General features: G+C 72.8%; 15 protein-coding genes and 1 pseudogene. 11 read left to right on the forward strand and 5 right to left on the reverse strand.

Features of this window, described 5'->3' with window-relative positions; all coding sequences use genetic code 11:
- The first annotated feature begins 57 nt into the window (after positions 1 to 57).
- Positions 58 to 351 (forward strand): DUF2530 domain-containing protein, encoded by a 294-nt coding sequence (locus CNQ36_RS15440; RefSeq protein WP_121546446.1) that lies wholly within the window; start codon positions 58 to 60, stop codon positions 349 to 351.
- Positions 352 to 469: 118 nt separating this feature from the next.
- Positions 470 to 2,875, forward strand: coding sequence for a cation-translocating P-type ATPase (locus tag CNQ36_RS15445; protein ID WP_121546447.1), 2,406 nt, complete (start codon positions 470 to 472; stop codon positions 2,873 to 2,875).
- 156 nt (positions 2,876 to 3,031) lie between these two features.
- Here the strand turns inward: CNQ36_RS15445 and CNQ36_RS15450 are convergent, their stop codons facing one another.
- Entirely contained in the window at positions 3,032 to 3,895 is an 864-nt protein-coding gene (locus CNQ36_RS15450; RefSeq protein WP_121546448.1) for a calcium-binding protein, read from the reverse strand.
- 241 nt (positions 3,896 to 4,136) lie between these two features.
- Here CNQ36_RS15450 and nhaA point away from each other — a divergent pair, with 241 nt between their 5' ends.
- A complete protein-coding gene (nhaA, locus tag CNQ36_RS15455; RefSeq protein WP_121546449.1) occupies positions 4,137 to 6,044 on the forward strand; it encodes a Na+/H+ antiporter NhaA in 1,908 nt (635 codons plus the stop codon).
- Positions 6,045 to 6,253: 209 nt separating this feature from the next.
- Here the strand turns inward: nhaA and CNQ36_RS15460 are convergent, their stop codons facing one another.
- Positions 6,254 to 9,376, reverse strand: a complete 3,123-nt coding sequence (locus CNQ36_RS15460; protein WP_121546450.1) for a sacsin N-terminal ATP-binding-like domain-containing protein — start codon at positions 9,374 to 9,376, stop codon at positions 6,254 to 6,256.
- 97 nt (positions 9,377 to 9,473) lie between these two features.
- Here CNQ36_RS15460 and CNQ36_RS15465 point away from each other — a divergent pair, with 97 nt between their 5' ends.
- The 3 genes from CNQ36_RS15465 to CNQ36_RS15475 all read left to right on the forward strand — a co-directional run bounded on the left by CNQ36_RS15465 (position 9,474) and on the right by CNQ36_RS15475 (position 12,580).
- Positions 9,474 to 10,736, forward strand: a complete 1,263-nt coding sequence (locus CNQ36_RS15465) for an SLC13 family permease (protein ID WP_206278456.1) — start codon at positions 9,474 to 9,476, stop codon at positions 10,734 to 10,736.
- A gap of 72 nt (positions 10,737 to 10,808) precedes the next feature.
- Entirely contained in the window at positions 10,809 to 11,648 is an 840-nt protein-coding gene (locus CNQ36_RS15470; protein WP_121546451.1) for an alpha/beta fold hydrolase, read from the forward strand.
- A gap of 338 nt (positions 11,649 to 11,986) precedes the next feature.
- Positions 11,987 to 12,580, forward strand: a complete 594-nt coding sequence (locus CNQ36_RS15475; RefSeq protein WP_004929986.1) for a M23 family metallopeptidase — start codon at positions 11,987 to 11,989, stop codon at positions 12,578 to 12,580.
- 72 nt (positions 12,581 to 12,652) lie between these two features.
- Here CNQ36_RS15475 and CNQ36_RS15480 read toward each other — a convergent pair whose 3' ends face one another.
- Positions 12,653 to 12,862 carry a DUF397 domain-containing protein gene (locus CNQ36_RS15480; RefSeq protein WP_121546452.1) on the reverse strand — a complete coding sequence of 70 codons (210 nt, stop codon included), beginning with the start codon at positions 12,860 to 12,862 and terminating at the stop codon, positions 12,653 to 12,655.
- Positions 12,859 to 13,740, reverse strand: a complete 882-nt coding sequence (locus CNQ36_RS15485) for a helix-turn-helix domain-containing protein (protein ID WP_121546453.1) — start codon at positions 13,738 to 13,740, stop codon at positions 12,859 to 12,861. The genes CNQ36_RS15480 and CNQ36_RS15485 overlap by 4 nt, the downstream gene beginning before the upstream one ends.
- 160 nt (positions 13,741 to 13,900) lie before the next feature.
- Here CNQ36_RS15485 and CNQ36_RS15490 point away from each other — a divergent pair, with 160 nt between their 5' ends.
- The 3 genes and pseudogenes from CNQ36_RS15490 to CNQ36_RS35260 all read left to right on the forward strand — a co-directional run.
- On the forward strand, positions 13,901 to 14,332 hold the full coding sequence (locus CNQ36_RS15490) for an ATP-binding protein (protein WP_163013274.1): 432 nt from the start codon (positions 13,901 to 13,903) through the stop codon (positions 14,330 to 14,332).
- Between the two features lie 243 nt (positions 14,333 to 14,575).
- Positions 14,576 to 15,454, forward strand: a complete 879-nt coding sequence (locus tag CNQ36_RS15495; protein WP_121546455.1) for a helix-turn-helix domain-containing protein — start codon at positions 14,576 to 14,578, stop codon at positions 15,452 to 15,454.
- Between the two features lie 19 nt (positions 15,455 to 15,473).
- A pseudogene (locus tag CNQ36_RS35260) lies at positions 15,474 to 15,800 on the forward strand (hypothetical protein); the annotation flags it as partial.
- A 28-nt stretch (positions 15,801 to 15,828) separates the two neighbouring features.
- Here CNQ36_RS35260 and CNQ36_RS15505 read toward each other — a convergent pair.
- Positions 15,829 to 16,755, reverse strand: a complete 927-nt coding sequence (locus CNQ36_RS15505) for a DUF3027 domain-containing protein (protein WP_004929974.1) — start codon at positions 16,753 to 16,755, stop codon at positions 15,829 to 15,831.
- A gap of 308 nt (positions 16,756 to 17,063) precedes the next feature.
- Here CNQ36_RS15505 and CNQ36_RS15510 point away from each other — a divergent pair, with 308 nt between their 5' ends.
- Together CNQ36_RS15510 and CNQ36_RS15515 are read left to right on the forward strand one after the other, a co-directional pair.
- Positions 17,064 to 18,497 carry an MFS transporter gene (locus CNQ36_RS15510; RefSeq protein ID WP_121546456.1) on the forward strand — a complete coding sequence of 478 codons (1,434 nt, stop codon included), beginning with the start codon at positions 17,064 to 17,066 and terminating at the stop codon, positions 18,495 to 18,497.
- Between the two features lie 63 nt (positions 18,498 to 18,560).
- Positions 18,561 to 19,037: a DUF2771 domain-containing protein gene (locus CNQ36_RS15515; protein ID WP_387913486.1), complete on the forward strand. Its 477-nt coding sequence runs from the start codon at positions 18,561 to 18,563 to the stop codon at positions 19,035 to 19,037.
- The last annotated feature ends 19 nt before the right edge of the window (positions 19,038 to 19,056 follow it).

Consider the following 19,056-nt stretch of genomic DNA (forward strand, 5'->3'; position numbering starts at 1 on the left):
GAACGCGCGCCACCCTGCGGTACGCCTCACACTCCCGATCCCTCGTAAGCTGTGCGCATGGCCGGGCTATTCACGGGATCCCCCAAGCACGAGGCGCCGGAGCCCCTGGAGGGCCCCGTGGTCGCCACCATCATCGGCGGCACGATCATCTGGTTCGTCCTGTTCCTGGTGCAGCTGCCGTTCTACGGCTGGTTCGACGACCACGGCCACACCTGGTGGCTGTGGACCTGCCTGGCCGGCGGCGGGCTCGGCTTCATCGGCATCTGGTACGTCCGCAGGCGCGACGCCGCCATCAAGCGGGCGGCGGCGGACGGGGCGGCGGCCCCGGACCCGTCCGCGACGGCCGAATGAACCCGGCCGGCGGGCGCGCGGCCGCCGTACGACCACGGCACTACGGCCGTCCTCCCCAGGTCTGATCTTCCTCCGACGCGGTGGGTGAACCCCCAATTCCGCCCGTACTGTCGAATGCATGACGCATCTCGACACGGGGGGCCAGGTCGACGGCGCGCACCCCGCCACGGTCACCTCCCCGGAGACCGGACTGACCTCGTCGGAAGTGGCCGAACGGGTCGCCCGCGGACAGGTCAACGACGTGCCGGTGCGCAGCAGCCGGTCCCTCGCGGAGATCGTCCGGGCCAACGTCCTCACCCGGTTCAACGCGATCATCGGCGTGCTCTGGATCATCATGCTGGTGGTCGCGCCCATCCAGGACAGCCTGTTCGGCTTCGTGATCCTCGCCAACACCGGCATCGGCATCGTCCAGGAGTGGCGGGCGAAGAAGACCCTGGACTCCCTCGCGGTGATCGGCGAGGTACGGCCCACGGTGCGCCGGGACGGGACGGCCGCGGAGGTCGCCACCTCCGAGATCGTGCTGGACGACCTGATCGAGGTCGGGCCGGGTGACAAGGTCGTCGTCGACGGGATGTGCGCCGAGGCGGACGGCCTGGAGATCGACGAGTCCCTGCTCACCGGCGAGGCCGACCCCGTGGTGAAACGCCCCGGGGACCGGGTCATGTCCGGCAGCTTCGTCGTCGCGGGCGGCGGCTCCTTCCAGGCGACCAGGGTGGGCCGCGAGGCCTACGCGGCACAGCTCGCCGAGGAGGCGTCCCGCTTCACCCTCGTCCACTCCGAGCTGCGCAGCGGCATCTCCACGATCCTCAAGTACGTGACGTGGATGATGATCCCGACCGCGATCGGCCTGATCGTCAGCCAGCTGGTGGTCAAGGAGAACGAGCTGAGGAACTCCGTCGCCCGCACGGTCGGCGGGATCGTGCCGATGGTCCCCGAGGGGCTGGTGCTGCTCACCTCCGTCGCCTTCGCGATCGGGGTGATCCGGCTGGGCCGCAAGCAGTGCCTGGTGCAGGAGCTGCCCGCCATCGAGGGACTGGCCCGGGTCGACACGGTCTGCCTGGACAAGACCGGCACGCTCACCGAGGGCGGCATGGACGTCACCGGGCTGCGGGTGCTCGGCGACGGCGACGAGACGTACCTGCGCAAGGTGCTGGGCGAGCTCGGCTCGGCCGACCCCCGCCCGAACGCCTCCCTGCAGGCGATCATCGACGCCTACCCGGACACCACCGGCTGGCGCCTCACCGACACGCTGCCCTTCTCCTCCGCCCGGAAGTACAGCGGGGCCACCTTCGAGGAGCGGGAGGGCTCCGGGGAGACCGTCAGCTGGCTGCTGGGGGCGCCCGACGTGCTGCTGGACCCCGCCGACCCGGCGCTGGCCGAGACCGAACGGATGAACGAGCAGGGGCTGCGGGTACTGCTGCTCGCCCGCGCCCGCGACGGCGTGGACGTCGACGACCCCGCGGCCGCCGAGGGCGTGCGGCCGGCCGCGCTGGTGGTGCTGGAGCAGCGGCTGCGCCCGGACGCGGCCGACACCCTGCGCTACTTCGCCGAGCAGAACGTCCGCGCCAAGGTCATCTCCGGCGACAACGCGGTGTCCGTCGGGGCCGTCGCGTCGAAGCTGGGCCTGTCCGGTACGGCGGTGGACGCGCGCCGGCTGCCGGCCGACCGGAAGGCGATGGCCGGGGCGCTGGACGAGGGCACGGTGTTCGGGCGGGTCACCCCGCAGCAGAAGCGGAACATGGTGGGCGCGCTCCAGTCGGACGGCCATACGGTCGCGATGACCGGGGACGGCGTCAACGACGTGCTGGCGCTGAAGGACGCGGACATCGGCGTGGCGATGGGCTCCGGTTCGGAGGCGACCCGGGCGGTCGCGCAGATCGTGCTGCTGAACAACAGCTTCGCCACGCTGCCGTCGGTGGTGGCGGAGGGGCGCCGGGTGATCGGCAACATCACCCGGGTCGCGACGCTGTTCCTGGTGAAGACCGTGTACTCGGTGCTGCTCGCGGTGCTGGTGGTGGTCTCGCGGGTGGAGTACCCGTTCCTGCCGCGCCATCTGACGCTGCTGTCCACGCTCACCATCGGGGTCCCGGCGTTCTTCCTGGCCCTGGCGCCGAACAAGGAGCGGGCGCGGCCCTACTTCGTGCGGCGGGTCATGCGGTACGCGATCCCTGGCGGGGTGCTGGCCGGGCTGGCGACGTTCGCGTCGTATCTGGTCGCCCGGGAGCACTACACCGGTCCCGGCTCGCTGGACGCGGAGACGAGCGCGGCGACGCTGACGCTGTTCCTGATCTCGATCTGGGTGCTGGCGATCATCGCCCGGCCGTACACGTGGTGGCGGATCGGTCTGGTGGCGGCGATGGGCGGGGCGTTCCTGGTGGTGCTGGTGGTGCCGTGGCTGCAGGACTTCTTCGCGCTGAAGCTGGTGGGGGTGACCATGCCGTGGGTCGCGACCGGGATCGCGGTCTTTTCGGCGGGGGTGCTCGAGCTTCTGTGGCGGTGGGTGGACCGGCGGTTTCCCGCGTGAGCGCGGGTGCGTGGGGGGTTTCGCGCAGTTCCCCGCGCCCCTGAGGGGGGTGGGTGCCTGCGGCCGGGTGGCTTCCGCGGGTCTGTGGGGGGTGAGCGCGCAGTTCCCCGCGCCCCTGGAGGGGGTGCGGGGAACGTCGGTCGAGATGGTGCGGGATTACTTCACGTCGACGAAGTCGCCGGCGGCGTTGATCGCCGGGGTGGTCGAGGTGCCGGCGAACGCGTAGCGGTAGTAGCCGTCCACGCCGGCCGTGACGGTGGTGGACAGGTTGCCGGTGCTGTTGGTCTTGATGGTCTTCAGCGTGGTGTACGTGCTGGAGCTCTTCTTACGGAACTGCAGCTTCACCGACTGGCCGGTGTAACCGGCGTACTTGCCGGTCTCCCAGTTGGCCCGGGACAGCTTGCCCGTGACGGTGATCGTCTTGCCCTTCTTCACCGGCTCGGGGGAGGCGTTGACGGTCAGCTTGGAGTAGCGCTGGACCTTGTGGGTGCCGTGGTAGTCGTTCCAGTACATGCTGCCGTCGCCCGCGAGCGCGCCGACGGTCACCTTCCAGGTGCCGGCCAGCGCGTTCTTGTACAGGTCGACGCCCGGGTAGGCCGTGATGGTGAGCTTGCAGGTCGAGGTGGTGGCGCTGGAGGCCGTGCAGGTGGCGGCGTCCTGGTTCGGGCCCAGGTAGCCGTCGAGGCCTTCCTCGACGTCGGTGCCGTGCCACAGGTCGACGTAGGCGTCCTGGATGCCCGTCGCGTGGCTGGCGGTCACCGACACGGTGACGGTCTTGGCGTTGGTGGTGCCGACGACCACGGCCTTGCCCGAGTTGACGGTCACCTTGGTGATGACCGGCAGTTCGTCGGCGGCGGCAGCGGCGCGGAACGCCGACTTGGCGGAGGGGTTGCCGAAGCGCTCGGTGGCGCTCGGCTTGTCGAGGTCCGCGTTCCCGGCGTCGGCCTGGGCGGCCGGGGCGGCGAGGGCGGTGAGGGCCAGGGCGCCGGTGACGGCGGCCACGGTGGCACGAATTCGCATGTGTTCCCCACGTGGAGAAGGGGACCCCGGCTCTGGTCGTTTCGTACGGCTCGTCGTCGGCGCGGGGCCCCGAATGATCGTGGAGTCTGTTGACTCGCAAGATCAGATGCGCCTCCCGGCCGAATGGTTGTACGAGCAGTGAACATTTTATGGAGACGCCAACCGGAGGGTTCCCTCTCACTTCTCGGTGTGTGAGCGACCATGGAATCTGCCGGCCCAGTGATCGGAGGCAGAAACCCTGATGGTGCGCAGGAAGAAGACCGGGGACTCGCAGTCGCAGACGGAGTCCCAGTCCCGGTCGCGGACGAGCGAACTGGCGGGTCAGCTGGCCGCCCCGGTGCGTGCCTTCATGGCGACCGAGGCGGGCAGCGCGGGACTGCTCCTCGCCGCCGTGGCGGTCGCGCTGATCTGGGCGAACTCGCCCTGGTCGGAGGCGTACACCTCGCTGTGGCACACCGAGGCGTCCATCGCCGTCGGTGACGCCCGGCTGTCGATGGACCTGAGCCACTGGGTCAACGACGGCCTGATGGCCCTGTTCTTCTTCGTGATCGGCCTGGAGGTGCGCTACGAGATCTCCGTGGGCTCGCTGAACGACCGCCGCCGGATCGTGATCCCGGGCCTCGCCGGGCTCGGCGGCATGCTCGTGCCCGTCCTGCTGTACCTGGCGGTCGCGCCGGGGGGCGAGGCCGCCCAGGCCTGGGGCGTGGTCATCGGCACCGACACGGCGTTCATGCTGGGCGCGCTCGCCGTGGTGGGCCCGCGGTTCGTCACCCAGCTCCGGGTCTTCCTGCTCGCCATCACCGTCATCGACGACATCGTGGCCGTCACCGTGATCGGCCTGGTCTACTCCGGCAGCATCAGCGTGCCGGAGCTGATCGCCGCGCTCGTGCTGGGCGTGATCCTGTCCGCGCTGACCCGTTTCGGCGTCTGGCACGCGGCCCCGTACGTGCTGGTCGTCCTGGTGCTGTGGTTCGCCGTGCTGTACGCCGGTCTGCACGCCTCCATCGCCGGCATGCTCGGCGGTCTCCTCATCCCCTCCCGCAACCCGTCACGGGAGGGCGTGGACCAGGCCACGCGGCTCTTCCGCGCCTTCCGCCAGTCGCCCCGCGCCGACGTCGGCAAGACGGCGCGCAAGGGACTGCAGAAGGCCGTCTCGGTCAACGAGCGGCTCCAGACGATGCTCCACCCCTGGTCCAGCTACGTCATCGTGCCGGTGTTCGCCCTGGCCAACGCCGGTGTCGATCTGCGCGACGGCGTCCTGACCAACGCGCTGACCTCCCCGCTCACCTGGGCCGTGGTCGTGGGTCTCGTGGCCGGCAAGCCCCTCGGCATCTGGGGCGGCGCCGTCCTCGGCGCGCGGGCCGGCCTCGGGAAGCTCCCGACCGGCGTGGGGCAGGGGCACGTCCTGGGCGGCGGCGCGCTCTCCGGCATCGGGTTCACCGTCTCCCTGCTGATCGTCGGGCTCGCCTTCGAGGACCAGGTCGCCCGCACCGAGGCGACCGTCGGCGTCCTGCTCGCGGCCCTGTTCGCAAGCCTCCTGGGCTGGCTGGTGTTCCGTCTGGCCGCACGGCGCGGCCAGACGGACGCGGACCTGCCCCGCTATCTGGACCGCCCGGTCGACCCGGAGCACGACCACATCCTCGGCCCCGTGGACGCGCCCCTGACCCTGGTGGAGTACGGCGACTTCGAGTGCCACTTCTGCGCCCGCGCCACCGGCGTCACCAAGGAGCTGCGCCAGCGGTTCGGCGACCGGTTCCGCTACGTGTTCCGGCACCTCCCGCTGCCCGACGTGCACCCGCACGCCGAGCTGGCGGCGCGGGCGGCCGTCGCCGCCGCCGCGCAGGGCCGCTTCTGGGAGATGCACGACCTGCTCTACGAGCACCAGGACGCGCTGGAGTACGAGGACACCGCGGGCTACGCCATCGACCTGGGACTCGACATGGAGCGGTTCCTCCACGACATCGACGCCGACAGGACCGCCGAGCGGGTCCGCGAGGACGCCGCCAGCGCCGAGGCGAGCGGGGTCCGCGGCGCCCCGACGTTCTTCATCGGCGAGCGCCGGCACACCGGCCCGTACGACGCGGGGACCCTCGCCCGCGAGCTCGAGGAGTACGCCGCCGCGCAGTCCGGCGCCCACCGGGCGGACTGACCGGACGCCCCGCCGGGCGGGCCGGTCCGCCCGGCTTACCCGTCCAGCTCACCCGGCCGGTTCACCCGGTCGCCCCGGCCGACGGGGCGGACTGACCGCCGGGGCGGACTCACCAGACGCCCTGCCCGACCGGCCCGCCCGGCCCGCCCGGCCCGACCGGCCCGCCCGGCGGGCCGGTCCGGCCGGGGCCGGTCCTGCCGGCGGGCCGGTCAGTCGAACCAGCGGTCGCGGGCCAGCTCCTCCGTCCGCGAGGGGTCCTCCAGCAGCGCCGCCACCTCGAAGCGGCGGGGCCACTGGCCGGCCGCCCAGGCCAGCCCCGCGGCCACGCCCTCCAGCGTCGCGGCGTGCAGCACGCCGTCGCCGGCCAGCCGCCAGTCGATCTCCACCCCGTCGACGACGAGCTCCTCGTGCTCGACGTACGAGGCCGGGGTGCGCGGGCCCAGCAGCACCCGCACCGGCTCCGGCACCTCGTGCTCGGCGCCCTCGGAGTCCACCCCGCCGGTCACGGACTCGCTGAGCCGCCGCACCTGGAACAGCTCGGCCAGCTCGGCGGCGCGCGCCGGACGCACCGGCAGCAGCGGCACACCGGACGTGAACGGCAGCAGATCGGGCGAGTCCACGACCACCGCTTCGGCGGCCTCCACCACCTCGACCCGGCCGTCGACCACCGCGCGCAGCTCGTCCGGCAGGGTCACCTGCTCGGGGTCCAGCTCGGCCAGCGCCCCGTACAGGGCGTGCAGCTGGGCGGCGGTGACCGGGCGGCCGGGGTCGGCGAGGCGGTCCAGCAGTTCGGCCGCGCCGCCGGGCTCGTCGAGGAGGGCGGCCACCGAGGTCCGTACGCCGAGCGCCCGGAGCACCTGCTCGTCCTCGAAGCCGGTCGCGTCGGCCTCGTCGTACAGGCCGCGCAGCAGCGGGTCGCCGCCGGCCGCGCGCAGTCCGGCGGGGCGGCGGCCGCCGATCACCGGGTGACCGCGCAGCCACCAGGCGGTGTACGGCCGCACCACCTCGTGGGTGCCGTCGTGCAGCAGGATCCGCACCTGTTCGACGAGGGCGTCCCGCAGCGGGGGCCGTGACAGCAGGGCCAGCGCCTGCGGCCACCGGTCGTCGGCCACCAGGTCGAGGTCGCGCACGGCGACGATCTCGGTGGCGACCGGCGGGACGGGGCTGTCCGGGAAGCGGTCCTGGACGTCCTCGCTCCACACGTCCACGGCGTCCAGCAGACCGGCGTCGTCGGGCTCGGCGAAGTCGCCGTCGCGGGGCTCCAGTTCGTCCGGGTCGAGGACCACGTCGGTGGCGCGGACCAGCGCGAAGCCGACCAGCACGCCACAGGCGGCCAGCGGCTGTTCGCCCCACCTGGCGGCGAGTTCGGCGTCCACGGCGGCGAGTTCACCCTCCCGCATGACCCGGGCGAACGGCCCGTCGGGGAAGACCAGTTCGCAGGCCGGGGAGAGTTCGCCGTCCTCGTCGGGCAGGGCGAGGGCGCCCAGCCAGGGCTCGTCGCCGGGTTCGAGCCCCGCGTCCCGCACCAGCCCCAGCACCACATCGGCGAGTTCCTCGGCGTCGGGGGCGTCCTCCTCCCAGTTCACCCCGCCGTCGTCGTCGAGCGACGCGGCGACGGCGGCCCGCACCTGCGGGGTGGTGAGGACGGCCCGCGGGGTGGCGGGGAGGGCGCCGAGCTTCTCCAGGAGGGGGTGGGCGGCGTCCGGGTGGGCGACCTTGAGGCCGAGCCGGGCGAGCAGTTCGGCGTCGGGGGACGCCGAGTCCGCGGTGGGCAGCAGCACCTGCCGGGGGCCGAGCGTGGTGCGCCCGTCGGCCAGCGGGACGGGCAGCCCGGACAGCCGGTCCGGGTCGACCCCGGCGAGGCTGTCGTACAGCCGCCGCCACCAGTCGGGGGACTTCTCCAGTCCGGCCAGCCGGTCGATCGCGTCCGCCAGCGGCACCCGGGCCACCCCCAGGGTGCGCAGCTCCGCACGGCGTTCGAGGCCGGCGGGCAGCAGGGTGGGGAGCACCTCGGCCAGCACCCGTACGGTGTCGGCGCCCGCCCCCTCGACGACCTCGGCGTCCCGGGGCCGCAGGGACTCGGGCAGCTCGGAGTCCTCCTGGCGCCCGACGGCGGGCGGCAGGAAGGAGGTGCGGGGCAGCCGTTCGAGGACGGCCTGGCGCAGGGCTCCGTCGAGTCCGCCCTTGCCGAGCGGCCCCGGCACCAGGCCGATGATCCCGGCGGTCACCGGGTGCCAGTCGGCGAGGAGCCCGGCGTATGCGTCGGCGGCGCGCTGCACCAGGAAGTCGGTGAGCGGGCCGGGGGCGGCGTGCCGGCGGGTGGAGTCCAGCGGGAACGAGGCGATGAGCAGCGCGGGCACGCCGAGCGGCTCGTCGCTGGGGGTGGGGGCGTGCACGACGGGGCTGGTGCGGGGGCGGGCGGGGCCGCCGTCGGAGTCCACGGGGACGGCCCAGGTGACCGACCAGTGCGGCCGCAGCCGCTCCTCGACGGGCCGGTCGGCGAGCAGGTCGGGGGTGAGCGGGCCGTGCGCGGCCGCGGTGCGCCAGCGGGTGGCGCCCTCCCGTGAGTCCTCGACGACGACGGTGCCGTCCTCGTCGCGGCGGCTCAGGGTGCGCGGCTCCGCGTCCCCGGTCTCGACGACGACCTCCTCCAGGCCGGGCAGGGCGAGCAGCAGGGCGTCGTCGACGGCGTCGAGCAGCCGCTCGGCGAGGTCGGCGGCGGCGGTGTCGCGCAGCGGGAGGATGACGGCGGTGTCGTACGGTCCCGGCGCGGTGCCCTCGGCGGGGAACGGCAGCCGCAGCAGCGGTACGTGCCCGTCCCGGCGGCGGATCTCGTCGCCCAGTCCCGGACTGTTCCGGGCGGTGTCCCCGGCGAGCTCCCGCGCCTCGGGCAGCGACCAGCGCACCCCGCCGTGCCGCCCGACGACGGCCGGCTCGTCGGTCACGGCGAGCACGGCGGCGAAGCCGACGCCGAACCGTCCCACGGCCCGGTCGGGGGCGTCCCGCTTGGCGGAGGCGCGCAGCGTGGACAGCGACTCCACGCCGGCCGCGTCCAGCGGCGCCCCGGTGTTGGCGGCGACGAGGACGTTGTCGCGCAGGGTGAGCCGGAGCCGTCCGGGCACGCCCGCGCGGGCGGCGGCGTCGGCGGCGTTCTGGGCGAGTTCGACGACGAGGCGGTCCCGGTAGCCGCCGAGGACGAGGTCCTCCTCGGCGTTGGCGTCCTCACGGAAGCGGGCGGGGCTGGTGGCCCAGGCGTCCAGGACACCGCGTCGCAGACGAGCCGTACCGAACGGATCGGCCCCCTCGGCGGCGGGCCGCACGTACTTGCTCACGTTGACTCTCCTCATCGGCCCTGATCGGCGTGAGGTCGAAGGTACCGCCCCACGACACCCCGGCGACGCGGTGTCCGCCTCCGGCGGCACGGTGTGGATGATCGGTGCTGTGCTGCTCGAGTCGCTGTCCGTCGCCGCCCTGGCCGTGGTGCTGGTGTGTGCCGTCGTCCGCCCGTTCCGCTGGCCGGAGGCGGTGTTCGCGGTGCCCGCGGCCGGCGTCGTGGTCGCCACCGGGGCGATCTCGCTGGAGGCGGTGCGCGAGGAGGCCGCCCGGCTCGGGCCGGTGATCGACTTCCTCGCCGCCGTGCTGGTGCTCGCCAGGCTCTGTGACGACGAGGGGCTCTTCCACGCCTGCGGGACCTGGATGGCCCGCTGGGCCCGCCGGGGGCCGCGCAGGCTGCTGGGCGCGGTCTTCGCCCTCGCCTCGCTGATCACCGCCGCGCTCAGTCTGGACGCCACCGTGGTCCTGCTGACCCCGGTGGTGTTCGCCACCGCCACCCGCATGGGAGCCCGGCCGGCCCCGCACGTCTACGCGGGCGCGCACCTGTCGAACACGGCGTCCCTGCTGCTGCCCGTGTCGAACCTGACGAACCTGCTGGCGTTCACCGCCACGGGTCTCACCTTCACCCGCTTCGCGCTGCTGATGACCCTGCCGTGGCTGGCGGCGATCGCCGTGGAGTACGCCGTCTTCCGCCGTTTCTTCGCCGCCGACCTCGACGCGGAACCGACCGCCCCGGAGGTGGCGGAGGGCCCCGTGGAGCTGCCCCTGTTCGCGCTGCTGACCGTGGCCGCCACGCTCGCCGGGTTCGCCGTGGCGTCCGCGTTCGGCGTCGACCCGGCGTGGGCGGCGGCGGCCGGCGCGACCGTGCTGGCGGTGCGCGCCCTGGCCCGCCGGCACACCACACCGGCCGCGATCGTCCGCTCCGCCGACCTGCCGTTCCTCGCGTTCGTCCTCGCCCTGGGCGTGGTCGTACGGGCGGTCCTGGACCACGGCTTGGACGACGCGCTCGGCGCGGTGCTCCCCGACGGCACGAGCCTCCCGGCCCTGCTGGCCGTCGCGGGCCTGGCGGCGCTGCTCGCCAACCTGATCAACAACCTGCCGGCGGTCCTCGCCCTGGTCCCGCTGGCCGCCCCGTCCGGCCCCGGCGCGGTCCTCGCCGTCCTGCTGGGCGTGAACATCGGCCCGAACCTCACCTACGCGGGCTCGCTGGCCACCCTGCTGTGGCGCCGCATCGTCCACCATCACGCCCACGAGGTCAGCCTCAAGCGCTTCACGCTGCTGGGCCTGGCCACCGTGCCCGCGGCGCTGGTGGCGTCGACGGTGGCGCTGTGGGTGTCGCTGGAGCTGCTGGGCGGCTGATCGCCCTCCACGGCCGGGAGGCAAGTACTACGATCACGCGAACCGGTTACCGGACGTTCACAAGGCGGGGGCATGAGCGACGAGACGGTTTTCCAGGCGGCGTACGACGAGGTCCTGCGCAAATGGCCGGACGGGGTGACCGCCATCGACGTGCCGACCCCGTACGGCAGCACCCGGGTGCACGACTGCGGCCCCGAGGACGGTACTCCCCTGGTCCTGCTGCCCGGCGGCGGGACGACCTCGATGGCCTGGTACGCCAACGCCGCCGCGCTGGCCGCCGCCCACCGGGTGTACGCCGTCGACCTGATCGGCGACTACGGCCGCAGCGTGCACGACGGGGCTCCGCTGCGGGGCGCCGGGGATCTGACAGCCTGGCTGGACGCGCTCTTCGACGAGCTGGACCTGGACGGGGCGCACCTGGCCGGTCACTCCTACGGCGCCTGGATCGCCCTGAACCACGCCCTGCACGCGCCGCACCGGCTCGGCGGGCTCGCGCTGCTCGACCCGGTCCAGTGCTTCGCCCGGATGAGCCCGCGCTACCTGCTGCACGCGGTGCTGACCACGCTGAAGCCCGCCGCCGAGCGGCCCGGCGCCCTCCACCGCTGGGAGACCGGCAGCGATCCGGAGGACCCGGTGTGGCGGGCGTTCCTGGCCGGCACCGCCGTGGCGAAGCGGTCGAAGGTCGTCACCATGCCGCGCCCCCGCGAGGACGCCCTGCGGGCCTGTTCCGTACCGACCCTGGTCTGCCTGGCCGGGAAGAGCCGCGCCCATGACGCGCCCCGGGTGGCGGCCGCCGCCCGCCGGCTGATGCCCCGGGCCGAGGTCGTCATCCTCCCCGACGCCTCCCACCACTCACTCCCCACCGAGCGGCCCGCCGAGCTCAACCGCCTGCTGGTGGACTTCTTCGCCTGACCGGGAGACGCGGACCACATTCACCGGGCGTCCGGACCGGCCTCCCGGTGACAAGCGGCACAGGCGCGTCATCGCGTACTACCCGGAATAGTGGACAAGCCCGGCTTCTTATATCGGACATTTGCCACCCAGAGCTGATGGATCAGCTTGAAATGGGGGCTTTCGCCCTACCTGGAGCCCTCCGTCAAGAGACGTGCGTCTCACGCCCGAAGTACGGCCTTTCGTCGTAGGTCACACCTTTGCGGCTTTTGACCGGTGCCGGTTACCAAGGAACGGCCAGCACGGCACGGACCCGTTCCGCCACTGGCTTCCCCCGTCCCCTCCCCCATGAGGTTTCGATGTTCCAGCGCGTCACGTCCCGTCTCCCCCGTACGTCCCTGACCCGCACCCGCGCGACCGTCCTGGCCGCCGGCCTGGGCACCACGGTCGTCCTGGGAGCCGGGGTCGCGGTCGCCGCCGAGACTTCGGCCGCTCCCGCCACCGCCGTCCAGGCGCAGGCCGCCAAGGCGAAGGCCTCCTGGACCTCCCCGGTGAAGAACTACAAGCTGTCCGCGAGCTTCGCGCAGAACGGCGGCATGTGGGCCTCCAAGCACTCCGGCCAGGACTACGCCGTCCCGACCGGCACCGCGGTGAAGGCCGCCCACGGCGGCACCGTGGTCAAGGCCGGCGGCAACGGCGCCGGTGACGGTCCGGCCTACGGCAACGCGATCGTCATCAAGCACGGCAACAAGACGTACTCCCAGTACGCCCACCTGTCGCAGATCAACGTGAAGGTCGGCCAGGTCGTCAAGACCGGCCAGAAGATCGCCCTGTCCGGCAACACCGGCAACTCCAGCGGCCCGCACCTGCACTTCGAGATCCGCACCACCCCGAACTACGGCTCCGCCGTGGACCCGGCGAAGTTCCTGCGCGCCAACGGCGTCAGCCTCTGACCCGACCCCGCCGCAGCACCCGAGCGACCCCGAGCACGGCCCCACGGCCGCACTCGGGGTCGCTTTCGGCGATCAGCCCTCGGACGCGTACGGGACGAAGCGGGCCCAGGTCTCGGGGGTGAAGGCGAGGCGGGGGCCTGTGACGTCCTTCGAGTCGCGGACGTGGACGGTGCGGGGGGTGAGGGCGAGCTCGACGCAGGAGTTGCCGTCGGTGCCGTCGCTGTAGCTGCTCTTGAACCAGGCCAGCTCGGAGGCGTCACCAGCGGAGATCTTGCGGATCATGTTTCTCCCAGCAGTAGGTGCTCGATGAAGGCCAGCGACTCCCTGGGCGAGAGCGCCTGCGCGCGGATGGTGCCGTACCGCAGCTCCAGGATGCGCAGCTGCTTCGGTTCGGAGGTCGGCCGGCCGTTGAACGCGCCGTCGGAGCGCCCCACCGCCGTGCCGTCCGCGAATTTCAGCACTTCGATCCTGCCGTCCACCCCGGGGTGGGCTTCGGTTTTCGTCGGCATCACCTGAAGCGTGACGTTGTGCAACCGCCCCACCTCAAGCAGACGTTCGAGCTGCTGTCGCCACACCATTGTGCCTCCGACTTCCCTCTGCAACGTCGCCTCTTCCAGGACGAAGCTGACTGCAGGGGCCGGGACGCGTTCAAAGACCGACCGCCGTTCCATGCGAGCGGCCACCATCCGCTCCACATCGTCCGGCGCATACGGCGGCTGCGCCGCCCGGAACAGCGCCCGTGCGTGCTCGGGTGTCTGCAGCAACCCGCTGATGCTGTTGCACACGTACACCCCGATCTCGACCGCCCGCCCTTCCAACTTCGCGATGTCCCGGACGGTCTTCGGATACCGGACCTTCTTCACGTCCTCCCAGGCCGCCGCGATCAACCCGCCCGCCCCCAGGACCTCGTCGGCCCTGTCCAGGAACTCTTGCTGGGGGATCCGCTTGCCGCCCTCGATCTTGTAGATCATGTCCTCGCCGTAGCCGACCGCCCTGCCGAACTCGGCGGCCCGCATCCCCGCCGCCTCGCGCCGCAGCTTCAGCTGCCGCCCGACGGTCGTGATGACCGCGACGCCCCACTCGTCGTCCGGGTCGACCTCCCAACCCGGCTCGTCCGCCTCGCCCTTGAGCCGACCCGCCTCCGCCTCGACCGCCGTCATGCCGCACCTCTCCCTCGTAACCGTCCGTGACGCACCCCGGCGCCCTACCCGTACCAACTGTCGGCACAGCCCCGACAGCACCGGACAACCACCGGACAGTGACCGTACGCACGCGCTGAGTGACACTCCACGGTAGGCATATCCGGCCACGCTGAGTGATGTGAATCAGCGAACTGCCGAACCCAGCGCCACTGTCAGGAACTTCAGCGTGCTGCTGTCCGCGACCCCCCGAAGCGCCCGCCTCGCCCGGCTCCTCACGGACGCCCACCTCAGCGACTGGGGCTACGACTCCGAGGCCGCACGCCACGTCGTGGCCGAACTGGCGACCAACGCCGTCACCCACGGCCGCGTGCCCGGCCGGGACTTCCGCCTCGCCTTCTACGTGGTGGACCACACGCTCCGTATCGAGGTCACCGACACACGCGGCGAACGCCTCCCGGACCCTCAACCGGCCTCCCACGACGCCGAGTCCGGCCGCGGACTGCTCCTGGTCGAGGCACTCGCGGACCGCTGGGGCGTGTCCGAGGACCGCTTCCCGCGCAAGACCGTCTGGGCCGAACTACGGCTTACGGCACCGGAACCCGAGATCTGAAGCTCCGGTGCCGTCGGCGCCTTCCCAAAGCAAGAACCCGGGGAGAAAACACCCCACCAAGCCCCACCCCTCCCGCCCGAGACACGCGATCACTCGGGCGGGTGAACATCACCGGCTCAGCTGGATTTTCGAACCCCCGACACCTCTACGCTCAGCGCACACAACCCCGAAAAAGACTTCGGCCCCCGCCGGGACGGCAATCCCAGTGCGAGGGCCTGACCACCAAGGAAGTCGGCCTTCCCGATGGATACCCAAAACCCTAGCGCGCCCCCGCGCGCCGAGTCAGCCGCCGACCGCAATCCGACCCGATCGCGTCACCACACCGGCGGCGTCATCCACGAGAACACCCGCCACACCACCCGCTTCGTGGTGATCGGCAACCACCTCACCCAGCACAAGGAACTCTCGCTCCTCGCCATCGGCCTCGGCTGCCACATCCAGTCGCTGCCCACCGGTGCCGGCGCCGACATCAAGTCGCTCGCCGCCCGCTTCCCCGAGGGCACCACGCGGATCGCCGCCGCCCTGCGCGAGCTCGAAGCCCACGGCTACCTCCGCCGCGAACGCGTCCGCACCCCCACCGGCCGCATCATCACCCGCACCGTCTCCTGCAACCAGCCCGGCCACCCACGGCGCCCCGCCGACACCAACTGCCCCGACCCACAGCCCCGACCCGCACAGCCGCGACGGGCCCAGCCCCGCCCCCGCAAGGCCCTCCCCGCCGTCCCCCAGCCCAGTTCCACGGCCCCGGCCCTCCACCAACAGGCCGCCGATCTCCTCACCGGCCTGCGCCGCCAAGACCCCCGCCTCCTGCTCTCCACCACCGATACAGAGCACCTGGCCCCCGGAGTCATCGCCTGGCTGGAACGCGAGGTCACCCCCACCGCCGTACGCCACGCCCTCACCGCCGACCTCCCCGACGACCCCCTACGCCGCCCCGCAGCCCTCCTCGCCCACCGCCTCACGGCCCAACTGCCACCCCCACCCCCGTACCGCACCCCGGCCGACCCACCGCCCGTCCGCCACGGCCTCCGCACCTGCGACAGCTGCGACCGCGCCTTCCGCGCCCCCGAGACCGAGACCCACTGCCGCGACTGCCGCCCGACCGCACCACGCATCCGTTGAGCAGGAGGAAGACACCACGATGTTCGCGCACGAGTACCTCAGCCGCCCCGAGCAGACCCCGGACGCCCTTCGGGCCGCCCTCGCCGCGGTCGACCCGAAGCGGCTGCCCGAGATGCAGCGGACGAAGGACGACGCCTTCGCCAAGGCCGTGGAGTGGCAGTCCCTCAGCCCTGTACGGAGCTGGGTCCTGGCCTGGGCGCGGGACATCGAGATCGCCCGCCGCCCCGACCTCGCCGCCCGTCACGCCCGCGCCAGGAGCAACCTGGAACACGACGACGCCGCGACCGCCCGGGAGGCCCTGCGGGAGCTGAGCGGCGTCCTGAGCGAAGCCTCGGAGGCGGTACGCGTCCGAGCCGCGCCGCCCCCGACTGCCGCTACGAGTGCCCCAGCTCCGCCGTCGAGGCGTCCTCCGTCGCCGGGACCGAGCCGGAGTCGGGGGACGGGCGCAGCGGGAAGGGGTCCACGCGGGTCTCGTCGATGACAGGCGGGGCCGGCTGCGGGGGCTTCGGCATGACCGCGGCCTCGGAGTGGCCGCCGCAGCCGTAGGCCAGGGAGACGACGTGGCCGTCGGCCGGGGAGAACTCGTTGGCGCACACGCCGAACGCCTGGCCCAGGGAACCGCCGATCGGGTTGAGGAAGCCGCACGACATGCACGTCGCGGGGGCCGCCTGCGCCATCGGGGTCTTCGCGCCGAACGACTCCTCCCAGCGATCGGCGGCGGTGTGCAGCCCGTAGCGGGACAGGACCCGGGCGCGGCGCATGCCGAGTTCCTCGGCCACCGCCGCGATCGTGCCGCGGGACGGGGCGACCTGCAGATGGGCCGGGGTTCCCTCGGTGACGTCGGCGTCCTCCGCCTCCACCAGGTCGGCCATCTCGTGGGACACCGCCGAGCTGGGCAACGGCTCCTCCTCGCCGGAGTAGCCGGGCTCCAGGCGCAGGTCCTCGGCGTCGGTGGGGAGGAGGTCGCCGGGGCCCATGTCGCCGGGGCGCAGCCGCTCGCTCCACGGCACCCACTCCGGCGCGAGGACGGCGTCGGGGCCGGGCAGCAGCACCGACTCGTCGACCGTGACGATCTTGGCGCGGGAGGCGCGGGCGACGGTGACGGCCCAGCGCCAGCCGCGGTAGCCGGGCTCGCTGCACCCGAAGAAGTGCGTGACGACACGGTCCCCCTCGGAGACCATCCCCTCGTGTTCGCCGACGACGCCGGGCGCGGCGGCCTCCTCGGCTGCGGCGCGGGCGAGGTCGACGGCCTCGGCGCACAGACGGTCGGGGGTGCGGCTTCGCGTTGTCGCTGCGCTCACAGGTATCGCTTCTCTCCTACGCCGTCTCACGAGTGCGCCACTCCCAGCGCGGGGGGCGGACGGAGCGGACAGTGGGACCGCGTCGACGTCCGCGCCGCAACGTGCTCGGGCGCGCCTCCATCCATTCTGCGGGATGGCTGAGATAGGCACGCTACCTTCTCCTGTGCGCTGGGCCTACACCGACGGTTGTTCCATCGGTCCCGCGCGCCGGTTTCCGGGCCCTCGACGTTGCGCCGTACAGCGGGAACCACGGCGGCGTCCACGGTGATACTGCACTACACACCGGGTTCTCGGGGCACTATGTCGTCGTGGCTACCGCGAGGACACCTGAGGGCGCCACCGGGACCGGTGGGCCGAAAGGGGTAAGGGGCAGCGGCCGACGCTTCGGGACGAGCCGGGCGGGCGGCCCCTTCCGCGCGCTCGGGCGGGCCCTGCGCTTCCCGGTGACCAGAACCGCGCGGGGCATCCGCCGGGCGACGCACGCGCACGGCGCCGGGGAGTCCGGACTCGGCAAGCTGATCGAACTGCACGGCGTGAACGGCGCCGGCGACGTCATGATCACGGTCGCGCTCGCCTCCACCGTCTTCTTCTCCGTGCCGACCGACGAGGCGCGCGGGCGTGTCGCCCTCTACCTCGCCATCACCATGGCGCCGTTCACCCTCCTCGCCCCGGTGGTCGGGCCGCTCCTCGACCGCCTCCCGCACGGCCGCCGCGCCGCCATGGCCGGCGCGATGCTCGCCCGGGCGCTGCTCGCGCTGGTGCTGTCCGGCGCGGTCGTGACCGGCGGGCTGGAGCTGTACCCGGCCGCGCTGGGCGTGCTGGTCTCGTCGAAGGCGTACGGAGTGGTCAGAAGCGCGGTCGTGCCACGGCTGCTGCCACCCGCCTTCTCCCTGGTGAAGGCCAACTCACGGGTGACGCTCGGCGGGCTGCTGGCGACCGGGATCGCCGCGCCGATCGGCGCGGGCCTCCATCAGATCGGGCCGCGCTGGCCGCTGTACGGCGCGTTCGTGATCTTCGTGGCGGGAATGTTCCTGTCCTTCCGGCTGCCGCCGAAGGTGGACTCCGCCAAGGGCGAGGCCATGGCGCTGCTCGCCGCCGACGAGCAGCACCTGCACGGCCCGCACCGCAAGACGGAGAAGCGCCCCGGGCTGCGCACGGTCGGCCCCGCCGTCACCCACGCGCTCGCCGCCAACGCCTCCATCCGCTGCCTCACCGGCTTCCTGATCTTCTTCCTCGCCTTCCTGCTGCGCGAGCACCCGATGACCGGTCAGAGCGCCGCGGTGTCGCTGGGCATAGTGGGCGTGGCGGCCGGCACGGGCAACGCGCTGGGTACGGCGGTCGGGGCGTGGCTGAGGTCCCGCGCCCCGGAGGTCATCATCGTGACGGTGGTGGCGTGCGTGGTGAGCGCCGCGATCCTGGCAGCGGCCTTCTTCGGCGCGGTCCTGGTGGCGTGCCTCGCGGCGATCGCCGGGTTCGCGCAGGCGCTGGCCAAGCTGTCGCTGGACGCGCTGATCCAGCGGGACGTGCCCGAGCTGGTGCGGGCGTCGGCGTTCGCCCGTTCGGAGACGCTGCTGCAGATGTCGTGGGTGCTGGGCGGAGCGATCGGCATCGTGATGCCGCTGATCGGGCCGCTGGGCCTGGCGGTGGGCGCGTCGATCGTGGCCACGGGCTGGCTGACCACCGTCCGGGGGCTGATCCGCTCGGCCCGGCAGGGGCACGGGGGGCAGGAGCGAGTGGCGTAACGCTCCGGCCACGCCGTACCCCCACGTGGGGAGACTGGCACACGTGCCCGATAGCCTTCGCCCATGACCACGTTGCAATCCGTAGTGCGACGCCGCCGTGCCGTCGCCGCCGCCGGCGCCGTATCCGCCGGGCTGCTCGTCCTGGCCGCCTGTGACAAGCCGACGCCGATGGCCACGATCACCGTGGGCAGCGACTCGGTGAGCTCGGAGGCCACCTGTGGCGGCGAGGGCGAGGCCATCAAGGCCGCCGACCTGAACAAGTGCCTGCAGGACAAGGGCATCGACGAGATCTCCGTCGACCCCACCGAGACCGTGCGCTTCGGCGTCGACCCGGACATCGCCGACAAGGGCTGGACCATCCTGATGAACGGTCAGCCGCTGGTCGAGTCCAGCAAGAAGACCTACCAGGCCATCCCCGGCAGCGTGTTCTTCAACGCCCAGTACGGCGCCCAGGGCAACTCGACCCTGGTGTCGATCAAGGAGGGCGAGAGCGAGACCACGGGGCTGTGGTCCTTCCGCCTGAAGAAGTCGGACGACTGATCACGTCGCCGTCACACGT

Origin of the sequence: Streptomyces fungicidicus, from assembly GCF_003665435.1 — a bacterium.
GTDB classification, from domain to species: domain Bacteria; phylum Actinomycetota; class Actinomycetes; order Streptomycetales; family Streptomycetaceae; genus Streptomyces; species Streptomyces fungicidicus.

Excerpts from the sequence above, each read along its gene's own strand:
- CNQ36_RS15440 (WP_121546446.1), top strand. The coding sequence starts at position 58 with ATGGCCGGGCTATTCACGGGATCCCCCAAGCACGAGGCGCCGGAGCCC.
- CNQ36_RS15445 (WP_121546447.1), top strand. The coding sequence starts at position 470 with ATGACGCATCTCGACACGGGGGGCCAGGTCGACGGCGCGCACCCCGCC.
- CNQ36_RS15450 (WP_121546448.1), bottom strand. The coding sequence starts at position 3,895 with ATGCGAATTCGTGCCACCGTGGCCGCCGTCACCGGCGCCCTGGCCCTC.
- nhaA (WP_121546449.1), top strand. The coding sequence starts at position 4,137 with ATGGTGCGCAGGAAGAAGACCGGGGACTCGCAGTCGCAGACGGAGTCC.
- CNQ36_RS15465 (WP_206278456.1), top strand. The coding sequence starts at position 9,474 with ATGATCGGTGCTGTGCTGCTCGAGTCGCTGTCCGTCGCCGCCCTGGCC.
- CNQ36_RS15470 (WP_121546451.1), top strand. The coding sequence starts at position 10,809 with ATGAGCGACGAGACGGTTTTCCAGGCGGCGTACGACGAGGTCCTGCGC.
- CNQ36_RS15475 (WP_004929986.1), top strand. The coding sequence starts at position 11,987 with ATGTTCCAGCGCGTCACGTCCCGTCTCCCCCGTACGTCCCTGACCCGC.
- CNQ36_RS15480 (WP_121546452.1), bottom strand. The coding sequence starts at position 12,862 with ATGATCCGCAAGATCTCCGCTGGTGACGCCTCCGAGCTGGCCTGGTTC.
- CNQ36_RS15485 (WP_121546453.1), bottom strand. The coding sequence starts at position 13,740 with ATGACGGCGGTCGAGGCGGAGGCGGGTCGGCTCAAGGGCGAGGCGGAC.
- CNQ36_RS15495 (WP_121546455.1), top strand. The coding sequence starts at position 14,576 with ATGGATACCCAAAACCCTAGCGCGCCCCCGCGCGCCGAGTCAGCCGCC.
- CNQ36_RS15515 (WP_387913486.1), top strand. The coding sequence starts at position 18,561 with ATGACCACGTTGCAATCCGTAGTGCGACGCCGCCGTGCCGTCGCCGCC.